The organism is Lacrimispora sp. BS-2 (assembly GCF_040207125.1).
Taxonomy (GTDB): domain Bacteria; phylum Bacillota; class Clostridia; order Lachnospirales; family Lachnospiraceae; genus Lacrimispora.
The window spans coordinates 1,385,719-1,409,767 of the sequence record NZ_CP157940.1 but is presented as its reverse complement, the minus strand read 5'-3'; the positions used below and the strand labels follow the sequence as shown (position 1 = coordinate 1,409,767).

At 45.4% G+C, this 24,049-nt stretch carries 21 protein-coding genes and 1 pseudogene; all 22 read right to left on the bottom strand.

From position 1 onward, the window contains the following. Nucleotides 1–25 precede the first annotated feature (25 nt). The 22 genes and pseudogenes from ABFV83_RS06700 to ABFV83_RS06595 all read right to left on the bottom strand — a co-directional run bounded on the left by ABFV83_RS06700 (nt 26) and on the right by ABFV83_RS06595 (nt 24,045). Nucleotides 26–445: a twitching motility protein PilT gene (locus ABFV83_RS06700; RefSeq protein ID WP_349948133.1), complete on the bottom strand. Its 420-nt coding sequence runs from the start codon at nt 443–445 to the stop codon at nt 26–28. Between the two features lie 89 nt (nt 446–534). Continuing rightward, a complete protein-coding gene (locus ABFV83_RS06695; protein ID WP_349948132.1) occupies nt 535–1,503 on the bottom strand; it encodes a D-alanyl-D-alanine carboxypeptidase family protein in 969 nt (322 codons plus the stop codon). A 14-nt stretch (nt 1,504–1,517) separates the two neighbouring features. Continuing rightward, the gene (gene mgsA, locus ABFV83_RS06690) at nt 1,518–1,913 is read right to left on the bottom strand and encodes a methylglyoxal synthase (RefSeq protein ID WP_025233147.1); all 396 of its coding nucleotides are present in this window, start codon (nt 1,911–1,913) and stop codon (nt 1,518–1,520) included. A gap of 31 nt (nt 1,914–1,944) precedes the next feature. Continuing rightward, nucleotides 1,945–3,069 (bottom strand): FtsW/RodA/SpoVE family cell cycle protein, encoded by a 1,125-nt coding sequence (locus ABFV83_RS06685; protein ID WP_349948131.1) that lies wholly within the window; start codon nt 3,067–3,069, stop codon nt 1,945–1,947. A gap of 2 nt (nt 3,070–3,071) precedes the next feature. Beyond that, on the bottom strand, nt 3,072–3,350 hold the full coding sequence (gene minE, locus ABFV83_RS06680) for a cell division topological specificity factor MinE (protein ID WP_349948130.1): 279 nt from the start codon (nt 3,348–3,350) through the stop codon (nt 3,072–3,074). Between the two features lie 11 nt (nt 3,351–3,361). Continuing rightward, nucleotides 3,362–4,153, bottom strand: coding sequence for a septum site-determining protein MinD (gene minD / locus ABFV83_RS06675; RefSeq protein WP_349948129.1), 792 nt, complete (start codon nt 4,151–4,153; stop codon nt 3,362–3,364). 98 nt (nt 4,154–4,251) lie between these two features. After that, nucleotides 4,252–4,917 carry a septum site-determining protein MinC gene (locus ABFV83_RS06670; RefSeq protein ID WP_349948882.1) on the bottom strand — a complete coding sequence of 222 codons (666 nt, stop codon included), beginning with the start codon at nt 4,915–4,917 and terminating at the stop codon, nt 4,252–4,254. Between the two features lie 20 nt (nt 4,918–4,937). Next, a complete protein-coding gene (locus ABFV83_RS06665; protein ID WP_349948881.1) occupies nt 4,938–7,802 on the bottom strand; it encodes a penicillin-binding transpeptidase domain-containing protein in 2,865 nt (954 codons plus the stop codon). Further along, complete coding sequence (gene mreD / locus ABFV83_RS06660) at nt 7,795–8,313, bottom strand: rod shape-determining protein MreD (RefSeq protein ID WP_349948128.1); 519 nt, start codon at nt 8,311–8,313, stop codon at nt 7,795–7,797. Before mreD ends, ABFV83_RS06665 begins: the two co-directional genes overlap by 8 nt. A 9-nt stretch (nt 8,314–8,322) precedes the next feature. Next, nucleotides 8,323–9,237: a rod shape-determining protein MreC gene (gene mreC / locus ABFV83_RS06655; protein ID WP_349948127.1), complete on the bottom strand. Its 915-nt coding sequence runs from the start codon at nt 9,235–9,237 to the stop codon at nt 8,323–8,325. Next, a complete protein-coding gene (gene radC / locus ABFV83_RS06650; RefSeq protein WP_349948126.1) occupies nt 9,238–9,933 on the bottom strand; it encodes a DNA repair protein RadC in 696 nt (231 codons plus the stop codon). A 102-nt stretch (nt 9,934–10,035) separates the two neighbouring features. After that, complete coding sequence (locus ABFV83_RS06645; RefSeq protein ID WP_349948125.1) at nt 10,036–10,287, bottom strand: DUF4321 domain-containing protein; 252 nt, start codon at nt 10,285–10,287, stop codon at nt 10,036–10,038. A 146-nt stretch (nt 10,288–10,433) separates the two neighbouring features. Next, nucleotides 10,434–11,714 (bottom strand): methionine gamma-lyase family protein, encoded by a 1,281-nt coding sequence (locus tag ABFV83_RS06640; protein WP_349948124.1) that lies wholly within the window; start codon nt 11,712–11,714, stop codon nt 10,434–10,436. Next, on the bottom strand, nt 11,705–12,670 hold the full coding sequence (gene miaA, locus ABFV83_RS06635) for a tRNA (adenosine(37)-N6)-dimethylallyltransferase MiaA (RefSeq protein WP_349948123.1): 966 nt from the start codon (nt 12,668–12,670) through the stop codon (nt 11,705–11,707). Before miaA ends, ABFV83_RS06640 begins: the two co-directional genes overlap by 10 nt. After that, nucleotides 12,667–14,586 (bottom strand): annotated as a pseudogene (gene mutL, locus ABFV83_RS06630) (DNA mismatch repair endonuclease MutL). Before mutL ends, miaA begins: the two are co-directional and overlap by 4 nt. 56 nt (nt 14,587–14,642) lie before the next feature. After that, nucleotides 14,643–17,297, bottom strand: a complete 2,655-nt coding sequence (gene mutS, locus ABFV83_RS06625; RefSeq protein WP_349948122.1) for a DNA mismatch repair protein MutS — start codon at nt 17,295–17,297, stop codon at nt 14,643–14,645. Between the two features lie 110 nt (nt 17,298–17,407). Continuing rightward, nucleotides 17,408–18,856, bottom strand: a complete 1,449-nt coding sequence (gene miaB, locus ABFV83_RS06620; RefSeq protein WP_349948121.1) for a tRNA (N6-isopentenyl adenosine(37)-C2)-methylthiotransferase MiaB — start codon at nt 18,854–18,856, stop codon at nt 17,408–17,410. Between the two features lie 115 nt (nt 18,857–18,971). Beyond that, the gene (locus ABFV83_RS06615) at nt 18,972–19,784 is read right to left on the bottom strand and encodes a DUF1189 domain-containing protein (RefSeq protein WP_349948120.1); all 813 of its coding nucleotides are present in this window, start codon (nt 19,782–19,784) and stop codon (nt 18,972–18,974) included. Nucleotides 19,785–20,182: 398 nt separating this feature from the next. Beyond that, nucleotides 20,183–21,697, bottom strand: a complete 1,515-nt coding sequence (abc-f, locus tag ABFV83_RS06610; protein ID WP_349948119.1) for a ribosomal protection-like ABC-F family protein — start codon at nt 21,695–21,697, stop codon at nt 20,183–20,185. Between the two features lie 336 nt (nt 21,698–22,033). Beyond that, the gene (locus ABFV83_RS06605) at nt 22,034–23,278 is read right to left on the bottom strand and encodes a glutamate-5-semialdehyde dehydrogenase (RefSeq protein WP_349948118.1); all 1,245 of its coding nucleotides are present in this window, start codon (nt 23,276–23,278) and stop codon (nt 22,034–22,036) included. 25 nt (nt 23,279–23,303) lie between these two features. Beyond that, nucleotides 23,304–23,846 carry a 5-formyltetrahydrofolate cyclo-ligase gene (locus tag ABFV83_RS06600; RefSeq protein WP_349948117.1) on the bottom strand — a complete coding sequence of 181 codons (543 nt, stop codon included), beginning with the start codon at nt 23,844–23,846 and terminating at the stop codon, nt 23,304–23,306. Next, complete coding sequence (locus ABFV83_RS06595; RefSeq protein ID WP_349948116.1) at nt 23,824–24,045, bottom strand: DUF896 domain-containing protein; 222 nt, start codon at nt 24,043–24,045, stop codon at nt 23,824–23,826. The genes ABFV83_RS06600 and ABFV83_RS06595 overlap by 23 nt, the downstream gene beginning before the upstream one ends. Nucleotides 24,046–24,049 lie beyond the last annotated feature (4 nt).

Sequence of the window (24,049 nt, the reverse complement as noted above, 5' to 3'; positions counted from 1 at the left end):
GCAGCCCCCTTATCTTTATGTATGATTATAATGAAACAACCACATTAGCCCTGGCATTCTCAGGCATATTCTCCGCATCTAAAGAAACGCTGAGAACAAAGGTTACGTGATACTTTTCACCGATTTTTTCCAAAGTTGCAATGGTCTCAGATATGTCTTCCCCTTCAAGGCAGGCCAGCTTTAAAAAGCTGTCAAAGAACATCATTTCTAAATCATGATCCTGAGATATTATACCACAGATAAAACCTATAAATCCTTCGCTTGATGTAATCGGATACTCATTGACATTAATGAGGCGGATCTTGTTGCTTAATTCGTACATGTGCTTGGAACTTTTGTCCAGGTAGGCAATAGAACCTGTTGATTCTTTTACGATGGAATTAGCTCTGTCTAACAGATGTTTTGTTTTCCCCTTACCCTTTTTTCCTGCTATTATCTGCACCATAGCAATCTCCTCCTTGCGTTATATAATTTGTATAAAAAGTCTATTCGGATTAATATAATTATAGTACAAATCAATAAGAAAGGCAATGACTATTCTACAATTTTATTTAATATATTTGTCATATTATCGTAGAGGCCTGCATGATTCGGCGCTTTCAAAACTACGGTAACATATTCCCGCTTAGAGGAGTCCGAGCTTCCCATAATAAGGCAGCTTCCGGCCGCCTTTGTGGTACCAGTTTTTCCGCCCAGGATGGTAAGGTCATCCGGCATCTGGCGCTCTCCTGTCATATACCAGTTGGTACCTTTCCAGGTTGCGTTTACCGGCTTTCCAGCTCCATCTTGATAGGTGGTGGTGTACTCGGTTGTACCGATTATCTTGCGAAATTCGGGATACTTTAAAGCTTCATGAAAGATTAAATACAGGTCATAAGCTGTGGTATAATGATCTTCATCACTCAATCCGTGTGGATTAAGGAAATGAGTGCCTGTAGCTCCGATCTTCAACGCCTCATCATTCATCATTTGAGCGAACTGGTCGTTTCCACCGGCCATATGGGTTGCAATGGCAGCCCCGGCATCATTGCCGGAAGGGATCATGAGACCATATAAAAGCTGTTCCATAGTCAGCTTGTCCCCTGGCTTTATCCCACATAAAGTGGCCCCGGTTTCCGTAATGACAGCATCCCTGGTCACCGTGACCTCATCTGATAAATTTCCGTATTTCAAAGCAATAAGAGCTGTCATGGTTTTCGTGATGCTTGCAGGATACAAACGCTCAAAAGGATTCTTGGCAAACAGGACTTTCTTATCCGTTAAGTCAAAGACAGCGGCAGCTTCGGCAGTAACCGCATTGTCCTGGCTGGAAGTATCCTCTGAAACGATGCAGAGATCATGAGCAAAGGGTTCTGCTCTGCCAGACACTGCACTGGACTGGTAAAGGGCGGTCCTTTCTGAATATACATAAGGATTATCAAGGCCCTTTAAACCGGCGCAGCCTGTCAGGAATACGGTACATAAGGCAATGCAGCCTGATTTTACAAAAACTCTTTTCTTCACGGAATCTACCTCTGTTATTTGTACATCTCACGCCATTCCATATCACCGCGCTCCAGGGACTTGATTAAAAGCTCTGCAGTAGCCAGATTGGTAGCAAGAGGAATGTTGTGCATATCACAGGTACTCATGATATTTACGATATCCGGTTCATGGGACTTGGGTGTAAGGGGATCCCTTAAAAAGATTACCAGATCGATCTCATTATGTTCAATCTGGGATCCAAGCTGCTGCTCTCCGCCCAGATGTCCGGCCAGATACTTATGAACATTTAAGTTTGTGACCTCTTCAATCAGGCGTCCGGTGGTTCCGGTAGCATATAACATGTGTTTACTTAAAATGCCCCTGTAGGCAATGCAGAAGTTCTGCATAAGTTTTTTCTTTGAATCGTGTGCAACTAGTCCTATATTCATGACGATATACCTCCTTATTAATTACCGATTTTTAATTGCCGATTTTGCGCTGCAGTCCAACATTCAGCACCAGTCCCATACCCATAAAGATGCTGATGAGCGAACTGACTCCCGAACTGATAAAGGGGAGCGGGAGGCCTGTATTGGGAAATATCTGCGTTGCTACGGCGATATTGGCAAAGGCCTGGAAGCCAATCAGGGCCGCCATGCCGGTACAAATCAGTCTTCCTGACATATCCTTGGATTTGGATGCCAAATAAAGGCATTCAAATACAACCAAACCAATAAGAACAATGACGATAACGCTGCCTCGAAATCCCATCTCTTCGCCGATAATGGCGAAAATAAAGTCGGTTTCCCCGGCTGATAAGAAGTTTCCATCTTTCACCGATGCAATGGTTGTATTAAAAAGTCCTTTCCCTTGAAGCTGTCCGGAACTGATTGCCATAATTGAATTTTTTTGTTGGTACAGATTTTCTGCATACTGCTCTGCATGAGGATAAATCCATGCAAGGATACGCCGTGCCTGATAATCGTGGATAAAAGGGATCAACCCTTTGGTCAGCAGAAATATGAAAAGCGCTCCTGCCGGTATTGCTACGGCAAGGACGCCCCCGATCCAGCGGTAACTGATTCCTGCGGAAAATACCATACACAGGATAATGATAGAAACCACTAGGCTGGTGGATAAATTCGGCTCTGCAAAAATAAGGCCGATGGGAATGGCCGCAAGCAAAGCGGCCAGCCCTATCATAACCGGCGTGTTCAGCCTTTCCTGGTATTTGTTCCAATACCAGGAAAAGAACACGATTAATCCGATTTTAACGAACTCAGACGGCTGAATCCGCCCGATACCAGGAAGGTTGATCCATCTGGTGGCTCCTCCAGCCGTATGTCCCATAACCAGAACAGCACCCAGCAAAAGGATGCAAGCCGCATAATCCAAAGCATAAAGCTTGATGATTTTATGATAGTCTATAATGGAAAGCCCGATAGCCAGGGCAAATCCCACCATTACGCCGATAATCTGTTTTGTCACTGTGTTTGAATCCTGGTTGGAGGCGCTGGCCACCACAAGAATCCCAATAACGGACAGCGACAGCATGTACAAAACTAACCGGTAATTATAGTATTTAAAATTGTAGTCAGAAAACATAATTAGTATATCCCCTTATCAGGTACGTCGCGAATAGGGATGTTTGCATAAAGAACCGGTATAAAACGTTCGCAATCCGGTTGCTTCAGCTTTTTCATCTGTATCTCTATTCTGTCGGAATCTATATCCATGTATCTTGAAACAACACGGACCATATCGTCTTTTATCATCTGCATGATCTCAGGAGAACAATCAGCCTTGTCCGCAACCAGCAAAAGTTTCAGACGATTTCTTGCAATTTCTCCTGAATTCTTTTTGCTGAATACAGGAAACAGTCTCATATCGCACCCTCCTATGCTCTCTTTAGGAGATGGGAGAGTCTAAAGAACAGGCTTTCACGCACAGCCGGATTTTGAAGCGGTACGTTTTCCCCGGTAATCCGCCTGCAGACGTCCATATAGGCCTGTCCGGCCGGGGTTCCCATGCCAACGAGAGGTTCTCCCTGGTTTGTGGAAATGACGATATCCTCGTCATCCGGCACGGCACCGATAATATCAACGGCAAGGATGTCCATGACATCGTCAAGAGACATCATGTCTCCTCTTTTCACCATATCCGCACGGATCCGGTTTACGATGAGTTCAATGGCTCCCATGTCAGCGGCATCTAAAAGCCCGATGATCCGGTCGGCATCCCGGATCGCGGAAACCTCCGGAGTGGTAACAACAATAGCTCTGTCAGCACCTGCAATGGCGTTTTGAAAGCCTTGTTCAATGCCTGCGGGACAATCCAGCAGGATATAATCAAACTCTTCCCTTAAATCATCAACCAGCTTCACCATCTGCTCGGGAGTGACTGCCGTCTTGTCCCTGGTCTGCGCGGAGGGAAGTAAAAATAAGTTCGGATATCTTTTGTCTTTTATCAGGGCCTGCTTCATACGGCAGTTGCCCTCTACCACGTCTACTAAATTGTAGACAATGCGGTTTTCCAGACCCATAACAACGTCCAGGTTCCGAAGCCCTATATCCGTATCGATCAGGACTACTTTTTTACCCAGAATCGCCAGTCCGGTACCAACATTGGCAGAGGTTGTTGTCTTGCCTACCCCGCCTTTTCCAGAAGTGATTACGATAATTTCGCTCATACCATATCCTCCTGATTTTAAGGTATAATTTACTTAGCGAAGGCAAGTAAATTATCCGTTCGATGGGCCAAAGGCGAATCGAACTTCCTTTTTCTATTCTACCTTAGTTTTTGGAATATTTCCACACTTTTTTTCATTGGTTTTATTAAGACTTTGTTATTTTCCATAAAAGCCTTCATAGGACCCCGTCCCAGACGCTTGCCTCTTCCGTCCAGACCTGAGGTGCAATCTGCAATGCGCAGCTGGGTCGGAGCCATTTCCAGGGCTGTAATGAGCGCTCCCCGGTTGCCTGCCACACCTGCACATACCGTTCCGGAAAGCTTTCCAAGAACGATTACGTTGCCCTTTGCCAAAACCTTTGCCCCCTTGCCTACATCACCGATGATGACGATACTGGCTTCAGATTCCAAAGTCTCTCCGTTTTGTAGATTGCCTTTAAAGAATTGTCCTGTCTGGCAGGACAGCTCCATGAGTTTCTCATTCAGTGCTTTTTCGCAGCGCTCCATACGGTTTATATCCGTATCAACCAGACAGATGATCTCCACATTGGAGTTTTCCGTGATCTGGTTAATAATTGCGAACTCTTCCTCGGGAGTCAGTTCCCGACCCTCCAGGGTCAGAGTCATTTGTACGGATCCCCAGAATTTTGCATGATCCCCGAATTTTTTCCCGATATCAGAAAGAAGCTGAGGGAAGGGGATATCTGGGTCCAGGATGACAGTCATACCTGCTCTGTTGCTTTTAATTACTACGGTACTATGCATCATATCACCTCTTATCCTAGTTAATCGCGAATGTTGACCTTCGCTGCATCCAGGGCGCCGGCATTTACAATGGATTCTAAGTCCGTATAGCCGTAATAATACTTATAGACGTTCTTCGCAATATTGGCGGCGTTGGATGATGAATAGCCATACGGAATATTCACGGTAACACAGATTTCCGGATTGTCATATGGCGCATAAGAAATAAAGAATGCGTGATTGGGCTTGTTACGGGCCTCCTGGGCAGTGCCGGTTTTACCGGCAATTTCCACTTCAAGGTCGGTAAACAGCCTTTTACTTGAACCGTTTGCAATCACTTCTCTCATTCCTTGTTGTACAGTATCCCACGTTGAAGCCGCCGCGTCAATATGAGAAGAAATCTCAGGGGTATAATCTTGTATCAGATTGCCTTCAGAATCCGTAGTCTTGTCCAATAAACTGAGTTCAAATACGGTTCCCCGGTTTGCGATGGCAGCCACATATCTGGAAAGCTGGACATTGGTGTAAGCATGGCTTCCCTGTCCCATGGTAGAACGCTCCGGTGCTTCTTTTGAAATCTGAGGATCAAGCTCTGCAATCTCTACCCCGGACTTGTGATCCAGCCCAAACATGGATGCATATTTCCGTAAGACTTCAAGTCCCTGGTCAGGAGAATATACTCCGTTTGCGTCCATTGATAAACGGTGCCCCAGATCAGCAAAGAAATAGTTACAGGAATTCCCGATTCCTCCTACAATGTTCAGAGGACCATGCTGGCCGGGATAAATCCAGCACTTAATAGGCGGTTCCACATCCGTATAAATGCCGGTACAGGCAATGGTTTCATCCGTTGTGACGACATGCTCTTCCAGAGCGGCTACCGCGGTAATGGGTTTAAAGGTAGAACCAGGTGCTTTTCTTGTCTGGGTCGCATTGTTGTATAACGGAAGGGACAAGTCCGCTTGCAGCTGGCTGAAATAGCTGCCATCGCCGATCCGGTTGTTATCATATCCCGGATAGGATACCAGGGCAAGCACTTCTCCTGTTTTGTCGTTTGTAACCACTACACCCGCATTACATGGAGATAATGCCAGTTGTGCAGGCGTAATTTCCAGGGTGGACAGCTTTTTGATCAGGAAGGCGTAAGCATCGCCTGTAGCTCTCAGTTCTGCGGCATCCTGACCGCTGTCTGTTAAAACTCCCTGATCGTATAAGGCAAGGCACAGCTCCTGCCCTGTAATGACATCGTCATTGATCAGATACCGGTATATTCTCTTTGTAAAGTTCCGGTCGTCCTTTAACTTGTCCAGTGCATAAGCCACAAGGGCTTCAAAGGTGTCATCCGCGCTTGAATATTTGCTGCCGGTCCCCAGTTTGGTGGTGTCTACCCAGCCGCTGGCTATTCCATAATACAAATAGTTCCTTAAGCTGATTTCATCTGCTTTCCATGCCTGATATTCCCCGCTGGAGGTATCAATGACATCTTCCCTGATGATTCCCTCCGTGGGACTGGAAAGATAGGTATATATATAAAACATATAGGCTTTCATGTCTTCCGAAAGATCTTTCATTGGTGTGGCATGAGTGCTCATCAGTTCATTGTTCAGATTGGTAAAAATCTGCTGCTGGGAAGACATATATTTCCGGTATATGTTTTTTTCAGTTTCAGAAGCGTCCTCTCCTTCCATTTCCTTTAAGGAAAGGACATTGTTGTTGATCAGCTGGTAGTAGGCATCCTTAACAGGTATCTTCATATTGGAACCATCGGTGGTGGAGCCTGAACGGTAATCACTATTTACAATGGTCTTAATGAGAACTCCGGCTAAAGACTGTTCGATTAAGTGGTAAATGCCTTTCTGAAGATCTGCATCCAGAGTCAGATACACATCGTTTCCTGCAGAAGCATCAGTTTCATCCTTTGTTTCACGTATCCGTCCTACGCTGTCTTTGTAAATTGTTTTTTTCCCTTTTGTACCCTGAAGATCATGCTCCATGGTATATTCAATTCCGGCCCGCCCTACGATGTCATTGATGTCGTAATCGTCCTTTTTCTTCTGAAGGCCCTCCAGCTGGTCCTCCGGGACCTTTCCGGTATAACCGATGACAGGAGCAAAGGGGATGCTGTCGTTATAGGCGCGGATCGTGGTTTCCTCCACATTCACTCCCTGCATGTCCCCGATATGTTCCAGAATATCCGCCACGGTTTCATCGGATACCTGGGTAGCAACCGTAGTGGCTTCATATTTGCGGTAAGACATGAGGCGAAGGGCGTATTTGATATTGATGATATCCAGTGCCTCCTGGTCTGTCAGGGTCAAGGACTTTCCAGCCTGGTCTTTCATGTCTGTAAGGCCATTGTCCTTGCATGCCTTCTCAAACAGCTCTCTTGCGCTTAAATTAGAGGGATAATCGCCTTTTTCATTATCTAATTCTTCCACCTTTTTCAGACCGTAATAGTCTCGTAGAAAGCGCTTTCTGGAAGGCTCAGAGGAAGAAGTATAGACCATGTCGCCGTTGGGATCAATAGCGATTTCGAATTTCCCCTGTATGGTTTCCCCGTGCTTTTCAAGGATCTGCACCAGTATTAAGTACATGTTATTTTTGGCTGCTGAATTCTTATAAGCTCCGGTATCCTGTACAGTGACGGAATAAGCCAGCTTATTATAAGCCAGGACTTTTCCGTTCCGGTCATAGATATTGCCCCTTGTTCCGGCAGTGGTAATGGTCTGTTCCGTAAGCTGCAGGTATTCGTTAAGGGCCTCTTCTCCATTGATGATCTGCATGTTAAAAAGTTTATTTATTAATCCTGCATACATGAAAAAGGCGATGATTCCAAGAATAAAAAGCCGTGAAGATACTGCTTTTTTAAAAAATTCCTTTATAATGTCTAACAAATCACTAAACAATTGCCGAATCACCTCTTTTTCCTATCTTTTCCAAGTGCCGGTTCAAAATCAGGAATGCCCGATAAAGAAGCAGGGTCGTTACAACGGTAAAAATGATTTCCGGAAGCATCAGATTGATAAAATAATAACCAACCCTTACTTTCTGTCGGATGAGGAACCGGAAAACATAAATATACAGGTTGTAAGCCAATTCGTTCAGTACGCTTAGAATCAAGGGAAGCGTAATGTAATCTTCATAATAATATTTCGTACAAATTCCATTAATATAGCCAATGTAGATAAAAATCAGGGTGTAAAAGCCAAAAGGCCCGCTGTAAAATAAGTCCATTAGAAGCCCGGCCAAAAGCCCGTAATACATCCCGGCTTCTTTTCCATGCATGAAGCCAAAGGAAAAGGTAAGGATTAAGAGCAGGTTAGGTGAGGCCGATAAAAACGGAAGCAACGGAAATAGGCAGTTTTGAATGGTAAATGCCAGAATTATCATCAGCACATTAAAAATTATCCGTCTCATGTCACTCCTTTATTGAGAATTGCTCTCTGTTGTTTCTGCTTCAGAGGAAGCCGGTTCCTGGGGAGCTGTTTCCTCTGAAGCAGCTTCTTCCTTCATCATGTCAGATTTCAGTTTCGTAATAACCAGAACCTCCTGCAGGCTGTCAAAATTTGCAGCCGGAATTAAGTACCCTGACTTGGTGACGTTATTGGTATCATTGGTAATGTCAGAGGCATAACCAACCAGGATGCCGGGCAGGAATACGGAACTGATGTTGGAGGTTACGATCTTATCTCCGTCTTTTACATCACTTTCCTTTAATACGTTGGTGATCCGGAGCCTCCCTTCCTTAAACAGGGTTAAGTCACCGGCAACGATGCAGCTGTTACCAGACTGCATGGCCATGCCGCTCACACGGCTGGAGTCATCAATAATGGAACGGACGGTTGCATAATTGGCTCCCACATCCGTAACAATGCCAACCAGGCCGCCACCGGCCACAACATTCATATCCGGGGCAATGCCATCCTTTGAGCCTTTGTCTATGCGGAATATCTGGAACCAGTTGCTTGAGTCATTGGCAATGACCCTGGCTCCCACCTTTGTATATTGGGCATACTCCTGATCCAGGCTGTAAAGCTGGCGAAGCCGTTTTAATTCAAATTCTTCCGCCTGAAGCCTGGTGTTTTCTTCTGTCAGCTGTGTGATGATATCCCTCATCTCTTTATTTTCCTTCAGTGCGTCATGAAGCTTTGTATAATCGATAATTTCATCATAAATGGCCGAGCCAACCGCATTGACGCCAGATTGCACCGGGATCAGGAAATACCCCACCCCGGTCCTAAGGGGCGTCAGCCATTCGTCACGAATAGAGGTCAGCCCGATCAACAGGACACAAAATACCGTTAAGGCAATAAGAACATATTTGCTGCGTTTTGATTCCATCTATAAGATTCCCCGTTCCTTCAAACTGATATAGGAATTATCTCCTATGATAATGTGGTCCAACAGCCGGATGCCAACCAGATCCCCTGCCTCCTTTACCCTGCGGGTGAAGCTTACATCTTCCCTGCTGGGGGACGGATCTCCGCTTGGATGGTTATGGACCAGTACCAGGCTTACTGCATGATATTTCATAGCCTCAATGAAAATCTCCCTGGGAGAAACCGCGGAAGCATTCACCGTTCCCTGAGAGATCATAATGTCCCTTATCAGGGCTCCTTTTGTATTCAGGAGCATGATATAAACCATCTCCTGTTCTTTATGGCGCATATCCTCCATAAAGTAATTTACAATATCAAGGGGATTATGGAATAAATCCCCATCGGAGCGGGCAGCTCTTTTCCAGATCCGTCTGGAAAGTTCTCCCACGCATAAAAGCTGGGCACCTTTGACAGCTCCGATTCCCTTAACCGACATAAGTTCAGGCATTGAAAGATGCAAAAGCCCTAAAATACCCTCTTTGGGATAATTTAAGGCCAGTATCTTCTGTGCCAGCGCCACGGAATTGCTCTCCCTGGAACCTGTGCGGATGATGATAGATAAAAGCTCTGCATCGCTTAACCCTTCCGGCCCTTCCTTTAAACACTTTTCATAGGGCCGTTCATCCGCAGGAATGTCTTTCATCGTTATTCGTTTCATATGCCTCCTGACCGTTACTCTCCAGGCACGTTAAAAAAGGACATATGTAGACAAAGCGGCTGTTCACAATCCGCTTCGATACTTGCTTATGAACGCAGGCGTTCAAATTAACCGATATGTAATGAGGGCTGCCGCCACTCCTATAATGCCGGCCATGGTAATTTTAATGTTAATGCCAAAGGTAATTACCAGAATGCCGAGATTGACGGTCAGAGGGGTGTCAAATCCAAAGGATTGTCCTGCGTTTAACCAGGACAGCCAGGAAATTCCCCGGGTCAGATCTCCGACAAAGCCTCCGAGCACTACGCCGGCCAGCATAAGAAGAAGCAGTACCCAGCAGTTTTTGTATTTCATCTGCTTTGCTACCCCTTTTGGTTTTATGACAGGATTGTCCATACCTATCAAATCATTTTAACATAGTTTTGCAGTTGTGTATACCGTTTTTTTATAATTTGCCTCTAAGGGACAAGTACTGGGACTTGTTTGTGAAAAATTTATTTTTACAATCGGATCAGGCCAGCATCCAAAAGCTTTTGCACTGACATTAAAATTCCAAGCTTTGCGTGGTACCAGGTAAGACCTCCCTGGAAATAAACCGCATAAGGCGGTTTGATAGGACCGTCGGCACTCAGCTCAATGGATGAACCTTGTACAAAAGCACCGGCTGCCATGATGACAGGGGCGTCATAGCCAGGCATATCCCATGGTTCCGGGGTGACAAAGCTGTCAACAGGGGCTGCTGCCTGAATTCCCTGACAGAAAGCAATCACTCCTTCCGGCTTTCCAAAGGTAACGGCCTGGATAATGTCATGGCGGGACTGGGAACCGTCAGGGACCACCGCAAAGCCCAGCTTTTCATAGACATTGGCGGCGAAAACAGCGCCCTTTAAGGCTCCTGCCACTACGGTAGGCGATAAGAATAATCCCTGAAAAAAGGACTGGTTAAGGCCCAGAGTAGCTCCTACTTCCTTTCCAAGGCCAGGTGCTGTCAGACGGTAGGCTGCCCGTTCAATGCAATCGGTTCTTCCAGCGATGTAGCCGCCGATGGGAGCAATGCCTCCCCCTGGATTCTTTATGAGTGAGCCAACCACCATATCGGCCCCTACGTCAGACGGCTCCATCCGTTCAACAAATTCCCCGTAGCAGTTGTCGACCATACAGATCACATCCGGTTTCAGTTTTTTCACGAAGGAAATCAGCTCACCGATATGGGAAACCGAGAAGGTAGGACGGGTATCGTAGCCTTTGGAACGCTGAATGGTGACCAGCTTTGTTTTTTCGTTTACCGCTTTTTCTATGGATTCGTAGTCAAAGGTTCCATCGGACAAAAGGTCTACCTGCCGGTATACCACTCCATACTCTTTTAAGGAACCCACACTGTCCCTGATGCCGATCACTTCCTCCAGGGTATCATAAGGCTTTCCCACAGGTGAGAGAAGTTCATCCCCGGGGCGGAGATTTCCGGAAAGGGCAACGGTCAGGGCATGGGTTCCGCTGATCAGGTTCGGCCTTACGAGAGCGCTTTCTGTATGGAATACGCTGGCATAAACTGCTTCTAACGTGTCACGGCCCAGATCGTTGTAGCCATAGCCTGTGGTTGCCGCAAAATGGATGTCACTGACCCGGTTCTCCTGCATGGCCTTAATGACCTTCATCTGATTGTATTCAGCCGTTTCATCGATTTCTTTAAAACGTTCTCTTAACGCTTCTTCAATTTCTTTCCCAAAATCCATTACCTGACGGCTGATTCCCAGGTTTTCATACATTTCATTTATGTCCATTGTTTATTTTTCTCCAATCCGTACGTCTCATTTATGTCCTGTGAAATTTTCAAAAGTACTTGATCCAGGTCATTGTCAAAATCAGGAAGATTCAGCCATCTTACATCCTTTTCCCGTTTAAACCAGGTGATCTGGCGCTTTGCAAAATGCCTGGTGTCCCGTTTCAGGACATAAATGGCCTCTTCCAGTGTATATATCCCCTGTAAATAATCCAGGATTTCTTTATAGCCAAGGCCCTGCATGGAAACTAAGTCCCTGGTTAAGCCCATGTCCTTTAAATGCATTACCTCTTTCACAAGACCCTGCTCAAGCATGAGATCCACGCGCCGGTCTATCCGTTCATAGAGGTAGGCCCGATCTGTATTTACCACATAATAGAGGAAATCATAAGGAGACTTTTTCTGCCTTTCCCGTTTGTTATGCTCTGAGATCCTCTCCCCGGTCTGCCGGTAATATTCAATTGCCCGGATTACCCGTTTTATATTATTCTCATGGATCTCATCTGCGGAATCCGGGTCAATGTCCCGAAGAAGGTTATGGAGAAACGCTGCTCCCCTCTCCTGCCCCAGCTTTTCCAGTTCCGTGCGTATGGAGACATCTTCTCCATTTTCCGTAAAATCAATATCATAAAGAAGGGCCTGGATATAAAAACCGGTTCCTCCGGCCACAATTGGAATATGACCGTGAGAATAAATTTCTTCCACGGCCTCCTTGGCCATTTTTTGAAAGACTGTTACATTAAATTCCTCTTCCGGATCAAGGACATCGATCAGGTAATGAGGAACGCCTTCCATTTCTTCTTTTGTGATCTTTGCGGAACCGATGTCCATATGGCGGTATACCTGCATGGAATCAGCACTTATAATTTCTCCTCCGATTGCCTTTGCAAGACGGACCGACAGAGCGGTCTTTCCCACTGCCGTCGGCCCGGTTAAAATAATCAGCGGTCTCATCATACGATCCTCTTAAATTTCTTCTCTAACTCATATCTGCTCATGGAAATGATCGTTGGCCTTCCGTGAGGGCAGGCATAGGGATTTTCCAGGCTTAAAAGCTGGTCGATAAGCTGGTTGGCTTCCGCTGCAGATAAGCTGTGCCCTCCTTTTACTGCTGCCTTGCAGGATAAGGAGGCGACCCGCTCATAAATGATATCCGGGTTATGGGATCAGCCATCCTCGGACAATCCATCAATCATCTCAATCAGAAGCTCCTTTTTTGCGATGGAAAACAGGTTGGCCGGAACCCCTCTGACCGCATATTCCCTGCCGCCAAAGGGCTCGATCTCAAAGCCCATATCCGTAAAATATTTTAAATGGCGTTTTAATAAAACTTCTTCATTCTGGTTTAAGGTCAGGATGATAGGGGGGCTTACCAACTGGGAAATGCATTCCATATTCTTAAGTGTTCCCATGGTTTTTTCATATAAAACCTTTTCATGGGCAGCATGCTGGTCAATAATAAAAAGCTGTTCATTAAATTCCACCAGCCAGTAGGTATCGAACAGCTGCCCGATGAGCTTGTGCATGGACCGGGCCTTTGGTTCCAGAAGCTTTCCATCGAACAGATCCAGTTGTTCCGGCTCCTTTTCTCTTTTGGGAGCCGCTTCCCTGGCTGGAACCTCTGCCGGCTTATCAATGGGAGGGGCCTGTGGTTTTAACCAGTTGTCCGACAGTTCCTCCCCTTCCTTTACAAAGGAAGGCTGGGGCGGGGTTAACCTTTTAGGAAAGAGGCTTACCGTTTCCTTCTTCTCTTCCGCGGCAGCCTGCTGCTCCATGGCCATAAGCCGCTGCTTTTCAAAAGGCTCCGGGCTTGGCCCGTGTTTTTTGCCGGCAAAGCCTGGCTTTTCCTCCGCCTTTTTCTCTAATTCCACCTCCGGGATCAGCTCTTTGTGGGCCAAAGCGCTTGATATCACTTGATGTACCATATGATAGATCATTTCCCCATCCCGGAACCGAAGTTCCATCTTGGTGGGGTGGACATTCACATCAAGGATTTCCTGGTCAATGGAGAAATGAAGCATGGTGAAGGGATATTTATGCTGCATCATAAATGGCCGGTAAGCTTCTTCAATTGCTCTGGAAATGATGCTGCTTTTTATGTACCTGCCATTAATGAAATAGTTTTCGTAATTACGGTTGCCTCTGGCGATCACCGGTTTTCCGATGTAGCCATGAATGGAAACCTGGGGCTTGCTCACCGAAACCTCCAAAAGGTTTGATGCGATTTCCCGTCCAAAGACTGTGTATACAATATCCTTTAAGTTGTGGTTTCCGGAAGTGTGCAGCTTGTTCTGATTGTTCTGGATAAAGCGGATGGATACTTCCGGATGAGACAGGGCCAGCTTTTCCACCAGTTCTGCCACATGGGCGCCTTCCGTTGCAGGAGTCTTTAGAAACTTTTTCCTGGCCGGAGTGTTATAAAACAGGTTCCTGGCAATAAAGGTAGTCCCTTCCGGTGCTCCGATTTCTTCCACGGACCGTTCTTCGCCTCCGTCAATCTGATATCTGGTTCCGGTAAGCCCTGCACTGGTCTTGGTAATAAGCTCCACCTGGGAGACTGCAGCAATGCTTGCAAGAGCCTCTCCCCGGAATCCAAGAGAGGAAATGGTGAACAGATCCTCTACCGATTTAATTTTACTTGTAGAATGGCGCAAAAAAGCCAGAGAGACTTCCTCTTTTGGGATTCCGCATCCATTGTCGGTCACCCGGATAAAGGAGGTTCCTCCTTCTTTGATCTCCACGGTAACTGCGGTAGATTTGGCGTCAATGGCGTTTTCCAAAAGCTCCTTTACAACGGAGGCCGGACGTTCAATGACCTCTCCTGCCGCTATTTTGTTAATGGTGCTTTGGTCCAGTACGGTTATATTCGGCATGGTACGTCTCCTTTCTCCAGGGCGTGTCAGTTTTTTCCGGGATTAGCAGATACGCCTTACTGCCAGCGGTTCTTCAGCTTTGTCTGCAGACAGTACAAAGTATTAAGTGCGTCAATGGGCGTCATGTTACCCAGTTCTAAATCTCCTAATTCCTTGATGATGTCATCATCCTTTACGGTATCAAAGATGGACATCTGCTGCAAATCCACTTCGTCCGGCTTGGGAACTGCTTTTCTCTGGGTAATATTGGCGTTGATCCCGGCAATTTCCCTGGCCTTAGCTGTGATGTCCGCATCGCTTAATTCTAACAGCAGCTCCTTGGCCCTTACAATGACGGTATCTGGTACGCCGGCCAGCTTTGCTACCTGTACGCCGTAGCTTTTATCGGCTCCGCCCTTTATGATTTTTCTTAAGAAAACAATGTCATCGCCCTGTTCCTTTACTGCGATGCAGTAATTATTTACCCCGCTCATGGTTCCTTCCAGCTCGGTCAGCTCATGATAGTGGGTGGCAAACAGGGTCTTTGCTCCCAGGATTTTCGGATTGCTGATGTGCTCCACCACGGCCCAGGCAATGCTGAGCCCGTCAAAGGTGCTTGTTCCGCGGCCTATTTCATCTAAGACGATCAGGCTGTTTTTTGTGGCGTTCCGGAGGATATTTGCTACCTCCGTCATCTCCACCATAAATGTACTCTGGCCGGAAGCCAGATCATCGGATGCGCCTACCCGGGTAAAAATCCGGTCGCAGATTCCAATGCTTGCCTCCTCTGCAGGAACAAAGCTTCCGATCTGGGCCATAAGGACAATCAAGGCAGTCTGGCGCATGTAGGTAGACTTTCCTGCCATGTTGGGACCGGTGATGATGGAGACCCGGTTTTTCCCGTTGTCCAGATAGGTATCATTGGAAACGAACAGATCATCCCGCATCATTTTTTCCACCACCGGATGGCGTCCGTTTTTAATGTCGATCAGTCCCTTTTCATTGATCTGGGGCTTGACATAATTGTTCCTTGTGGCAACAGAGGATAAGGAGGCCAGAACATCAACTCCTGCTATGGCCCTTGCAGTCTTTTGGATCCGGAGAACCTGGTCTGCCACCGAATCCCGGACCTGGCAGAATAAACTGTATTCCAGGGAAAACAGCTTGTCCTCAGCGCCCAGTATTACATTTTCAAGTTCCTTCAGTTCATCGGTGGTGTAACGCTCCGCATTGGCAAGAGTCTGTTTACGGATAAAGTAATCGGGTACAAGATCCTTAAAGGAATTGGTTACTTCAAAATAATAACCGAATACTTTATTGAATTTTACTTTCAGGTTTTTGATCCCGGTTTTTTCTTTTTCCCGCGCTTCCAAATCAGCCAGCCAGTTCTTGCCCTCTGTTTTGGCGCTTCTCAGCTTATCGGCTTCCTCATGGAACCCATCCTTAATAATCCCTCCGTCTCTTAAGGTAACCGGCGGGTCGTCAATAATGGCGCGGTCAATTAAGTCCCTGACATCCTCTAAGGGATCTAACTCCCCCCATAAGTCCTTCAGCATGTCACTGGTGAATTCTTTTAAAAGATTCTTGATATGGGGAAGCATTTCCAGGGAGCTTTTAAATGCGATTATGTCTCTGGGATTGGCTGTTTTATAGCTGATCCGTCCGATCAGACGTTCCAGGTCATAAATAGGGTTTAAATATTCACAGATTTCTTCCCTTGATATGAAATTCATATTCAGCTCTTCAATGGCGTTCTGGCGTTTTATGATCTCTGACTTATGGATCAGGGGCTGCTCAATGTAGGTGCGCAGCATTCTGGCGCCCATGGCTGTCTTTGTCCGGTCCAGGACCCAGAGAAGGCTTCCGCGCTTCTGCTTTTCCCTTAAGGTCTCCAAAAGTTCCAGATTCCGCCTGGTAGAAGTATCAATAATCATGAATTGCCCGGTGGAATAAGGGGTAATGGTGGTTATATGGGAGAGGCTGTTTTTCTGGGTCTCGTACATGTATTCCATAACTGCCCCGGCAGCTATGACTCCGGTGTCATAATCTTCCAGTCCAAGCCCTGTGAGTACGCCTACCTTGAAGTGTTCTTTTAGAATTTTCCGGCAGACTTCATCGGAAAAGAAATGATGATCCAGAGATGAAATAACCGCATGGTGACGGTTCTTTATTTCTTCAACATCTACGCCCGAAACATAAAACGCTTCGTTGCAGATGATTTCGGAGGGGGTAAACTTATTGATCTCATCGATCAGCTCCCGCTCCGACTCTACTTCTGTTACAAGAAAATCACCGGTGCTGATATCCGCAACTGCGATCCCAAAGGTTTCGCCGATGTAGACGATTCCCATCAGGTAATTATTTTTTGTCTCATCAAGAGCCTGGGCGCTTGTGATGGTTCCAGGCGTTACCACACGGATGACCTCCCGCTTTACCAGTCCCTTGGCAAGCCTGGGGTCCTCCATCTGCTCGGCTATAGCAACTTTATAGCCCTTCTGGACAAGACGGTTTAAATATGTATCAACGGCATGGTAAGGAACGCCGCACATAGGCGCCCGTTCCTCCAGCCCGCATTCTTTCCCGGTTAAGGTAATTTCCAACTCTTTTGATACGGTAACCGCATCATCAAAAAACATTTCATAAAAGTCTCCCAGCCTGTAAAACAGGATACAGTCCGGGTATTCCTTCTTTGTTTCCACGTAATGAGTCATCATTGGTGACAATCCAGCCATGCTCTTTTACTTCCTCTTTTCTGTATACCGCCCATGTCTTTTGGCAGAGCCCACCGCTTTACCGGGTGTAATGGTATGCCCGCAGGGCGTTTCTTCTGTATTCTTCCGTATTATGGTCTTAAAGTTCCCATGTAGTAAAATCCTCTGGATTCATCCAGATATACGTCCACGATTTTTCCTATGAGAGAAGAATCTCCCTTAAAGTGAACGGTAGTGTTATTACTTAAGCGGCCGGTTAAAAGGCCCTTCTCATGATCATTCACTTCTTCTGCAAGTACCTTCTGAACGGTGTGTTCCTCTCTTCCGCAGACCTCGGAGGAGATTTTCTGGACTTCACCCAGCAGACGGTCAAAACGGTTCTTTATTACTTCTTCAGAAACCTGCTCCTCCATCTTTGCTGCCGGTGTTCCGGTGCGTTTGGAGTAGATAAAGGTAAAGGCGCTGTCAAAGCGTACCTTTCTCACCACTTCAAGAGTTTCGTTAAAATCCTCTTCTGTCTCTCCGGGGAATCCTACAATGATATCTGTGGTCAGGGAAATATCCGGCATGGCTGTCCGGATTTTTTCCACAAGCTCCAGGTACTGTTCCTTGGTGTATTTCCGGTTCATGACCTTTAAAATCCGGCTGCTGCCTGACTGAAGAGGCAGGTGAAGATGATTGCACACCTTTTTTGAATTTTTCATGGCTTCAATCAGTTCGTCTGACAAATCCTTTGGATGAGAAGTCATAAAGCGAATCCGCTCCAGGCCTTCCACCTGGTCGATCTGTGTCAGAAGCTCTGCAAAGCTTACGGGTGTTTCCAGGGTCTTTCCGTATGAGTTGACATTCTGCCCTAAAAGCATGATTTCCACAACTCCGTCATTTACCAGCTGCTTTACCTCTTCCAGAATGTCTTTGGGGCTGCGGCTCCGTTCCCTGCCCCGCACATAGGGAACGATGCAGTAGCTGCAGAAATTGTTGCATCCAAACATAATATTAACGCCGGATTTAAAGGGGAACTTCCGTTCCGTGGGGAGATCCTCCACAATCCGGTCCGTTCCCTCCCAGATGTCTACAACCATCTTTTTTTCTTCCAGGCGTTCATACATAAGTTCTGCCAGTTTAAAAATGTTATGAGTGCCAAAAATAATATCCACAAAGCGGTAGCTCTTTTTAATCTTTGTAACTACTTTTTCTTCCTGCATCATGCAGCCGCAAAGAGCGATCATCATATGGGGATTTTTCTTTTTTAAGCTGTTTAAATAACCAAGACGTCCATAGACTCTGTCATTGGCATTTTCCCTGACGGTACAAGTGTTATAAAGAACAAAGTCAGCCTCTTCCGTGTCATGTTCCACAAACCCGATAGCTTCTAAGATACCTTGAAGCTTTTCGGAATCTCTGGAATTCATCTGACAGCCGAAGGTGGCGATGTGAAAGGTAAGCTGCTCCTTTCCTGAGACTTCCTTTAATTTTTCCAGAATATCCTGGCAGCGTTCTATAAAAAAGTATTGTCTTGCAGGCTCCTCCTGGGGGGCATGGCTGAGGGCTTCTTCGTAAGTCATATTTATATCATTCATTTACATAACCTCTTAATTTTTTCATTATAGCATATATCCGCAGTGAACAGTATATCATAAATCCTTTTTATTGCAAATACCAAAAAAAATTCCCATAGCAGCCTGCGTCTTGCTTCTATCTAAAATAATTATCCTGTTCCGAAACAACTTCTATGGGCTGTTGTAAATCAAACTCCTTCATCTTCTGAATAGCAAGTACAATATACAGCACCGAAAGGCCGAAATTGATGATACCGAACATGGGTATGGAAAACGGAAGAAAGGATAGAATTGCTTTCAGCAATAAAGGTAATGTCCTTGCATAGACTCCCATTTGATAAAGCTGCCCGAAAGTTAGTTTATACTTCATACAGGAGGCGGCTATCATACCAAGAAGAGCAACAATTAGTACCCCAAAGAAAAAGAAGGCTGCCATGAATATAAAGGCCGCAACCATAATACCTGCTACGATCAGATAAGCCTGCGGAACGAACTCCATAAGTTTATCCCTGCTGAATTCTATATCGAGATCTGAAAAATATTGTCCCTGAATTTGACCTTTGTTTTTCACAATAACTTTTTCTGAATCTATCAGGAATACTTGGTAATAATCTGACAGATACTCTCCGATCTCATCTGCATCATAAAAAATATTATCCGGATCAGTATTGATATTAATATATGTACCATCTGCCTCATATTCAATAGGATTTTCAATCCAGAATTCTCCGTCACTTAGCTCAAAATCAGGAATATAATCATTTATAATCTTTACAAAACCGCCTGTTTTGACCTGAAATTTAATAAAAGGAACAATCATTGTTAGAGCAAAATATAAAACTGTAAGAATTATTCCTGCTAAAAAAACCTTGCGGCGTTTGTTTTTCAAAAATTCCTTATAACTTTTAAAATCATAAACCGACAATATAAGTTCCTTGAATACATTCATATAGTTATCCCCCGCCTTATTTTCTTTTTCGCTTCATCATTAACAAAAATCTCGCTTGATTTCAGTTTAATCGTATACTCCTTTTCATAAACTTTTACATACCATATAGTACCCATTTTTTATATCCTTTCTCTTAAGTATTTTAATGCATATTAAGCTTATCATATGGCTGTATTTAAGTAAAATATTTTTTTATCGGCTTGCGCAATATACCCTGAACCAAAACTGCCTTTTGAGTCTATTATTTCCAATGGAAAAGAGCCGCTGTACATAGATGATTACGTTCCTATTTACAACGCCCCTTTTATGAAAAATCAGGTGAAATTTTCTCTGTTTGTTTCAATTACCCCTTTAAACCATTCAAAGGAATCATGATAATATACCGGATAAAACAGCTTTTATTCCCTATGATCATGGATCTCCACCACTTCACTTGCCACTTTCCCGGTAAATGCATCGTCATGCTCCACAAGCAGCATGGTAGGCTGGAATTTAAGGATCAGATCTTCGATCTGAATCCTGGAATATACGTCAATGAAGTTAAGAGGTTCATCCCATATATACAGATGGGCCTGCTCACAGAGACTGCGGGCGATAAGAACTTTTTTCTTCTGTCCTTCGCTATAGGATTCCATGGGTTTTTCCAATTGTTCTCTGGAAAAGTCCAGCTTGCGCAGAAGCGCTTTAAACAAGGAATCTTCGATACCGCTTTCCCGGGAGTATTCTGTCAGGCTCCCTTTTAAAAATGAAGTATCCTGGGATACATAGGAAATTTTAAGGCCGCTGGCTGTTTCCTTATCCCCCTCATAGGAGATACTTTCACCTGTAACGTTTTCGCCCAGGATCAGCTTTAGTATGCTGGATTTTCCGCAGCCGTTTTTCCCCTGCAAGGATATGCGCTGTCCCTGTTCCAGGGTGAAGCTGACCGGCTCACAGACAGGCATCCCATAGTATGGAACCACATTTTTCAAGGTGAGAATCCTTGAGGTGCGGTATTTTAAAGGATAAAGCTTAAGATCTTCCACATCTTCAATGTTTTTAAGCAGGCCTTTTTTATCATCAATGACACGGTCCTGCCTGCGTTCCAGATTCTTTCTCCGCATTTGCATCCGCCTGGATTTTTCGCCGACATAGGCCCGCGTATCAATGGATTTTTCGTGTATCATGGATTTTTTTCCGATTTTTGTCGATTCCACTTGATCCGCCCATTCCCCGGATTGTCTTGCAGCAGCCTCCAGATGCCTGATGTCCTTTTTCAAACGTTCATTTTCGGACCGTTCGTACTGATCCTGCATCTGCTTATTCTCGTACCAGGAGGAGAAATTACCCTTTTGCACCTCAATGTTGGTTTTGTTTATGGACAAGATATGGTCCACGGATGCATCAAGGAATTTCCGGTCATGGGATACCAGGATAAATCCCTTTTTGCTGTTTAAATACTGGCTTACCAGTTCTCTGGCCTCCCGGTCCAGATGATTGGTCGGCTCATCGATCAGCAGAAAATGGCCTTCCTTTAAGAACAGGGCTGCTAATAGAATCTTGGTCCTCTCCCCGTTTGAAAGCGTGTAAAACGGGCGGTATAGCGCATCCTCGGAAACTTTCAGCCTGGATAATTCTTTTTTTAGCTCCCAAAATGCATAATCCCCAAGGAGAGAGTCCAGAATTTCCAAAGTGTTCAGCTCCTCATCCGGTACAGGAAATGGGAAGTAATCAAACAGGACATTGGAAACAATGGTTCCCGTGTATTGATACCGGTTCATCAGAAGATTTAAAAATGTAGTCTTTCCTCTTCCGTTTCTTCCTGTAAAGCCCAGCTTCCAATCTGTATCAATTTGAAAGGAAGCGTGCTTAAAGACTGGGTTTGGGCTTCCTTCATAGGTGAATGACAAATCAGTGACCTGTATTAATGACATAGATATTCCTCCATTCAGGCAGGAAATTAAATTTCCCCACAAAAAAACGACTGCAAGAATCCTTTTTCTCACAGCCGTTCGCATCAAAACAAGCCCAATGGGCAAAATTTCTGCTTTATCCATGTCTTATTATGACATAAAAAGGGTATGAGAATGAAATAATATTCTTGCAAAAACAGGCATGACAAAAAAAGACAATGTCCTTTCCTTCTTATCATGCAGTTACTTAAGCAAGAATTATTAAATCATCCTTTCACCTCATTTCGTTTTATATGCCCGTAGTCTATCATAAATATATAAAATTGTCAAACAATATCCCTCCGTCCTTTTGCAAAACTATGGACGTACCTGGCCATCACCATATATGATATATTTGGTGGTCGTCAGTTCCTTAAGCCCCATGGGGCCTCTTGCATGAAGCTTCTGGGTGCTGATTCCGATCTCAGCGCCAAAGCCGAATTCATATCCGTCAGTAAATCGGGTGGATGCGTTGACATAAACAGCTGCCGCATCGATTTCATTTAAAAACTTCTGGGCATTGTTATAATCTGATGTAATAATAGATTCGGAATGCTTGGTGTTATAACGGTTAATGTGGGAAATAGCTTCCTCCACAGAACCAACAATCTTTAAGGACAAAATATAGTCCAGGTATTCACGGCCCCAATCTTCCCCGGCGGCAGGGACAAATCCCTCTGCCATGGTACAGGCTTCCTCATCCGCCCGAATTTCAACAGATTTCCGAGAAAGACGCTCTTTTAATAAGGGGAGGAACTGAGGGGCAATTGCTCTGTGAATGACCAGGGATTCGCAGGCGTTGCACACCCCGATCCTCTGGGTCTTTGCGTTGAATATGATATTTAAGGCCATATCAAAGTCAGCGGATTCGTCTACAAAAATGTGGCAGTTTCCAGTTCCGGTTTCAATGACCGGAATGGTGCTGTTATCCACAACGGTTTTTATTAATCCTGCGCCTCCTCTTGGGATCAATACATCCACATATTCCCTGAGACGCATGAATTCCTTTGTCACTTCCCGGTCAGTATCAGTGATGAGCTGTATGGCATCCTCCGGCAGGCCCGCATTCCCAAGGCCGATTCGGAGCCATTTTACAATAGCAATATTGGATTCCAGTGCATCACTTCCACCCTTTAAGATTACAGCATTTCCTGATTTGAAGCAAAGACCGAAGGCATCGGCGGTCACATTGGGCCTGGCTTCGTATATAATACCTACAACGCCCAGAGGAACCCGCTTCTGGCCAATGGTAAGGCCATTGGGACGGACCTTCATGGAAAGCACTTCTCCCACCGGGTCATCTAACGCAGCCACGGACAAAAGTCCTTCAGCCATGGCTTCGATTCTCCCGGGAGTCAGTTCCAGGCGGTCAATCAGCCCGGCGCTCATTCCGGAGGCCACTGCTTTTATAACATCCTCCTGGTTTGCTGCAAGGATTTCTGCTTCGCCTTCCAGCAGGGCTGCTGCCGCTGCCTTTAAGCCTTCATTCTTTTTTGCGGAACCCAGTATCCCGATAATTCCGGCTGTTTCTTTTGCTTTTTTTCCGATCTCAATAATGGTCATAAATGAGTCCTCCAATCTTATTTCCTTAAGGAGTGATAATCCGGTCCACACGCTTGTCATGAGGTTCCGTTGGAATGTGGTCAAATATCTGAAATCCGTAGGCTATTGCAATGCGGGGATGGTCTGGTTCCTTTTCAAAAAGCCGGTCATAATATCCGCCGCCGTATCCCAGCCGGTTTCCCGATTTGTCAAAAGCAAGTCCCGGAACAATCACAGGGGCTTCCGGGTCATGGATTTTTAAGCAGGATGGCTTTGGTTCCATAATACCCATGATGCCTTCCTCTAAATCTGCTTTCCCGGATATGGAATAAAACTCCAGTTCCTTTCCGACGACCTTTGGTACAGCCACGCATTTCCCCTGCCTTAATAATGCCTCCATGAATTTCCAGGTACCTGCCTCCCGGTGAAAGGATGCATAGCAGTAAACACAAAAAGCCCTATGGATATCATCAAGGTTCAAAAGCTTCTCACAGATAGCATGGTTCCATGCGTTCTCAGTGGCTGTCTCCAAGGTCTTTCGCTGTTCCTTTATAATCAGCCTGATATCATTCTTCTCCGACTTTTCCATATTTTTTACCCAAATCTGTTACGGTACCGTCTTTTTCCTGAATGGAAATGTTGTTTAGATTTCCCCGTAAACTGTTGCGGATGGATTCGATATACTCCTTCCGCAAAGCGGCCTGCTCCGCCTGCTCTTCTGGTGATAATCCTGTTGCTTTTGATTTATGATAAAGTGTATTGATCCTGTCGATCTTATCCTGATTCATAGGG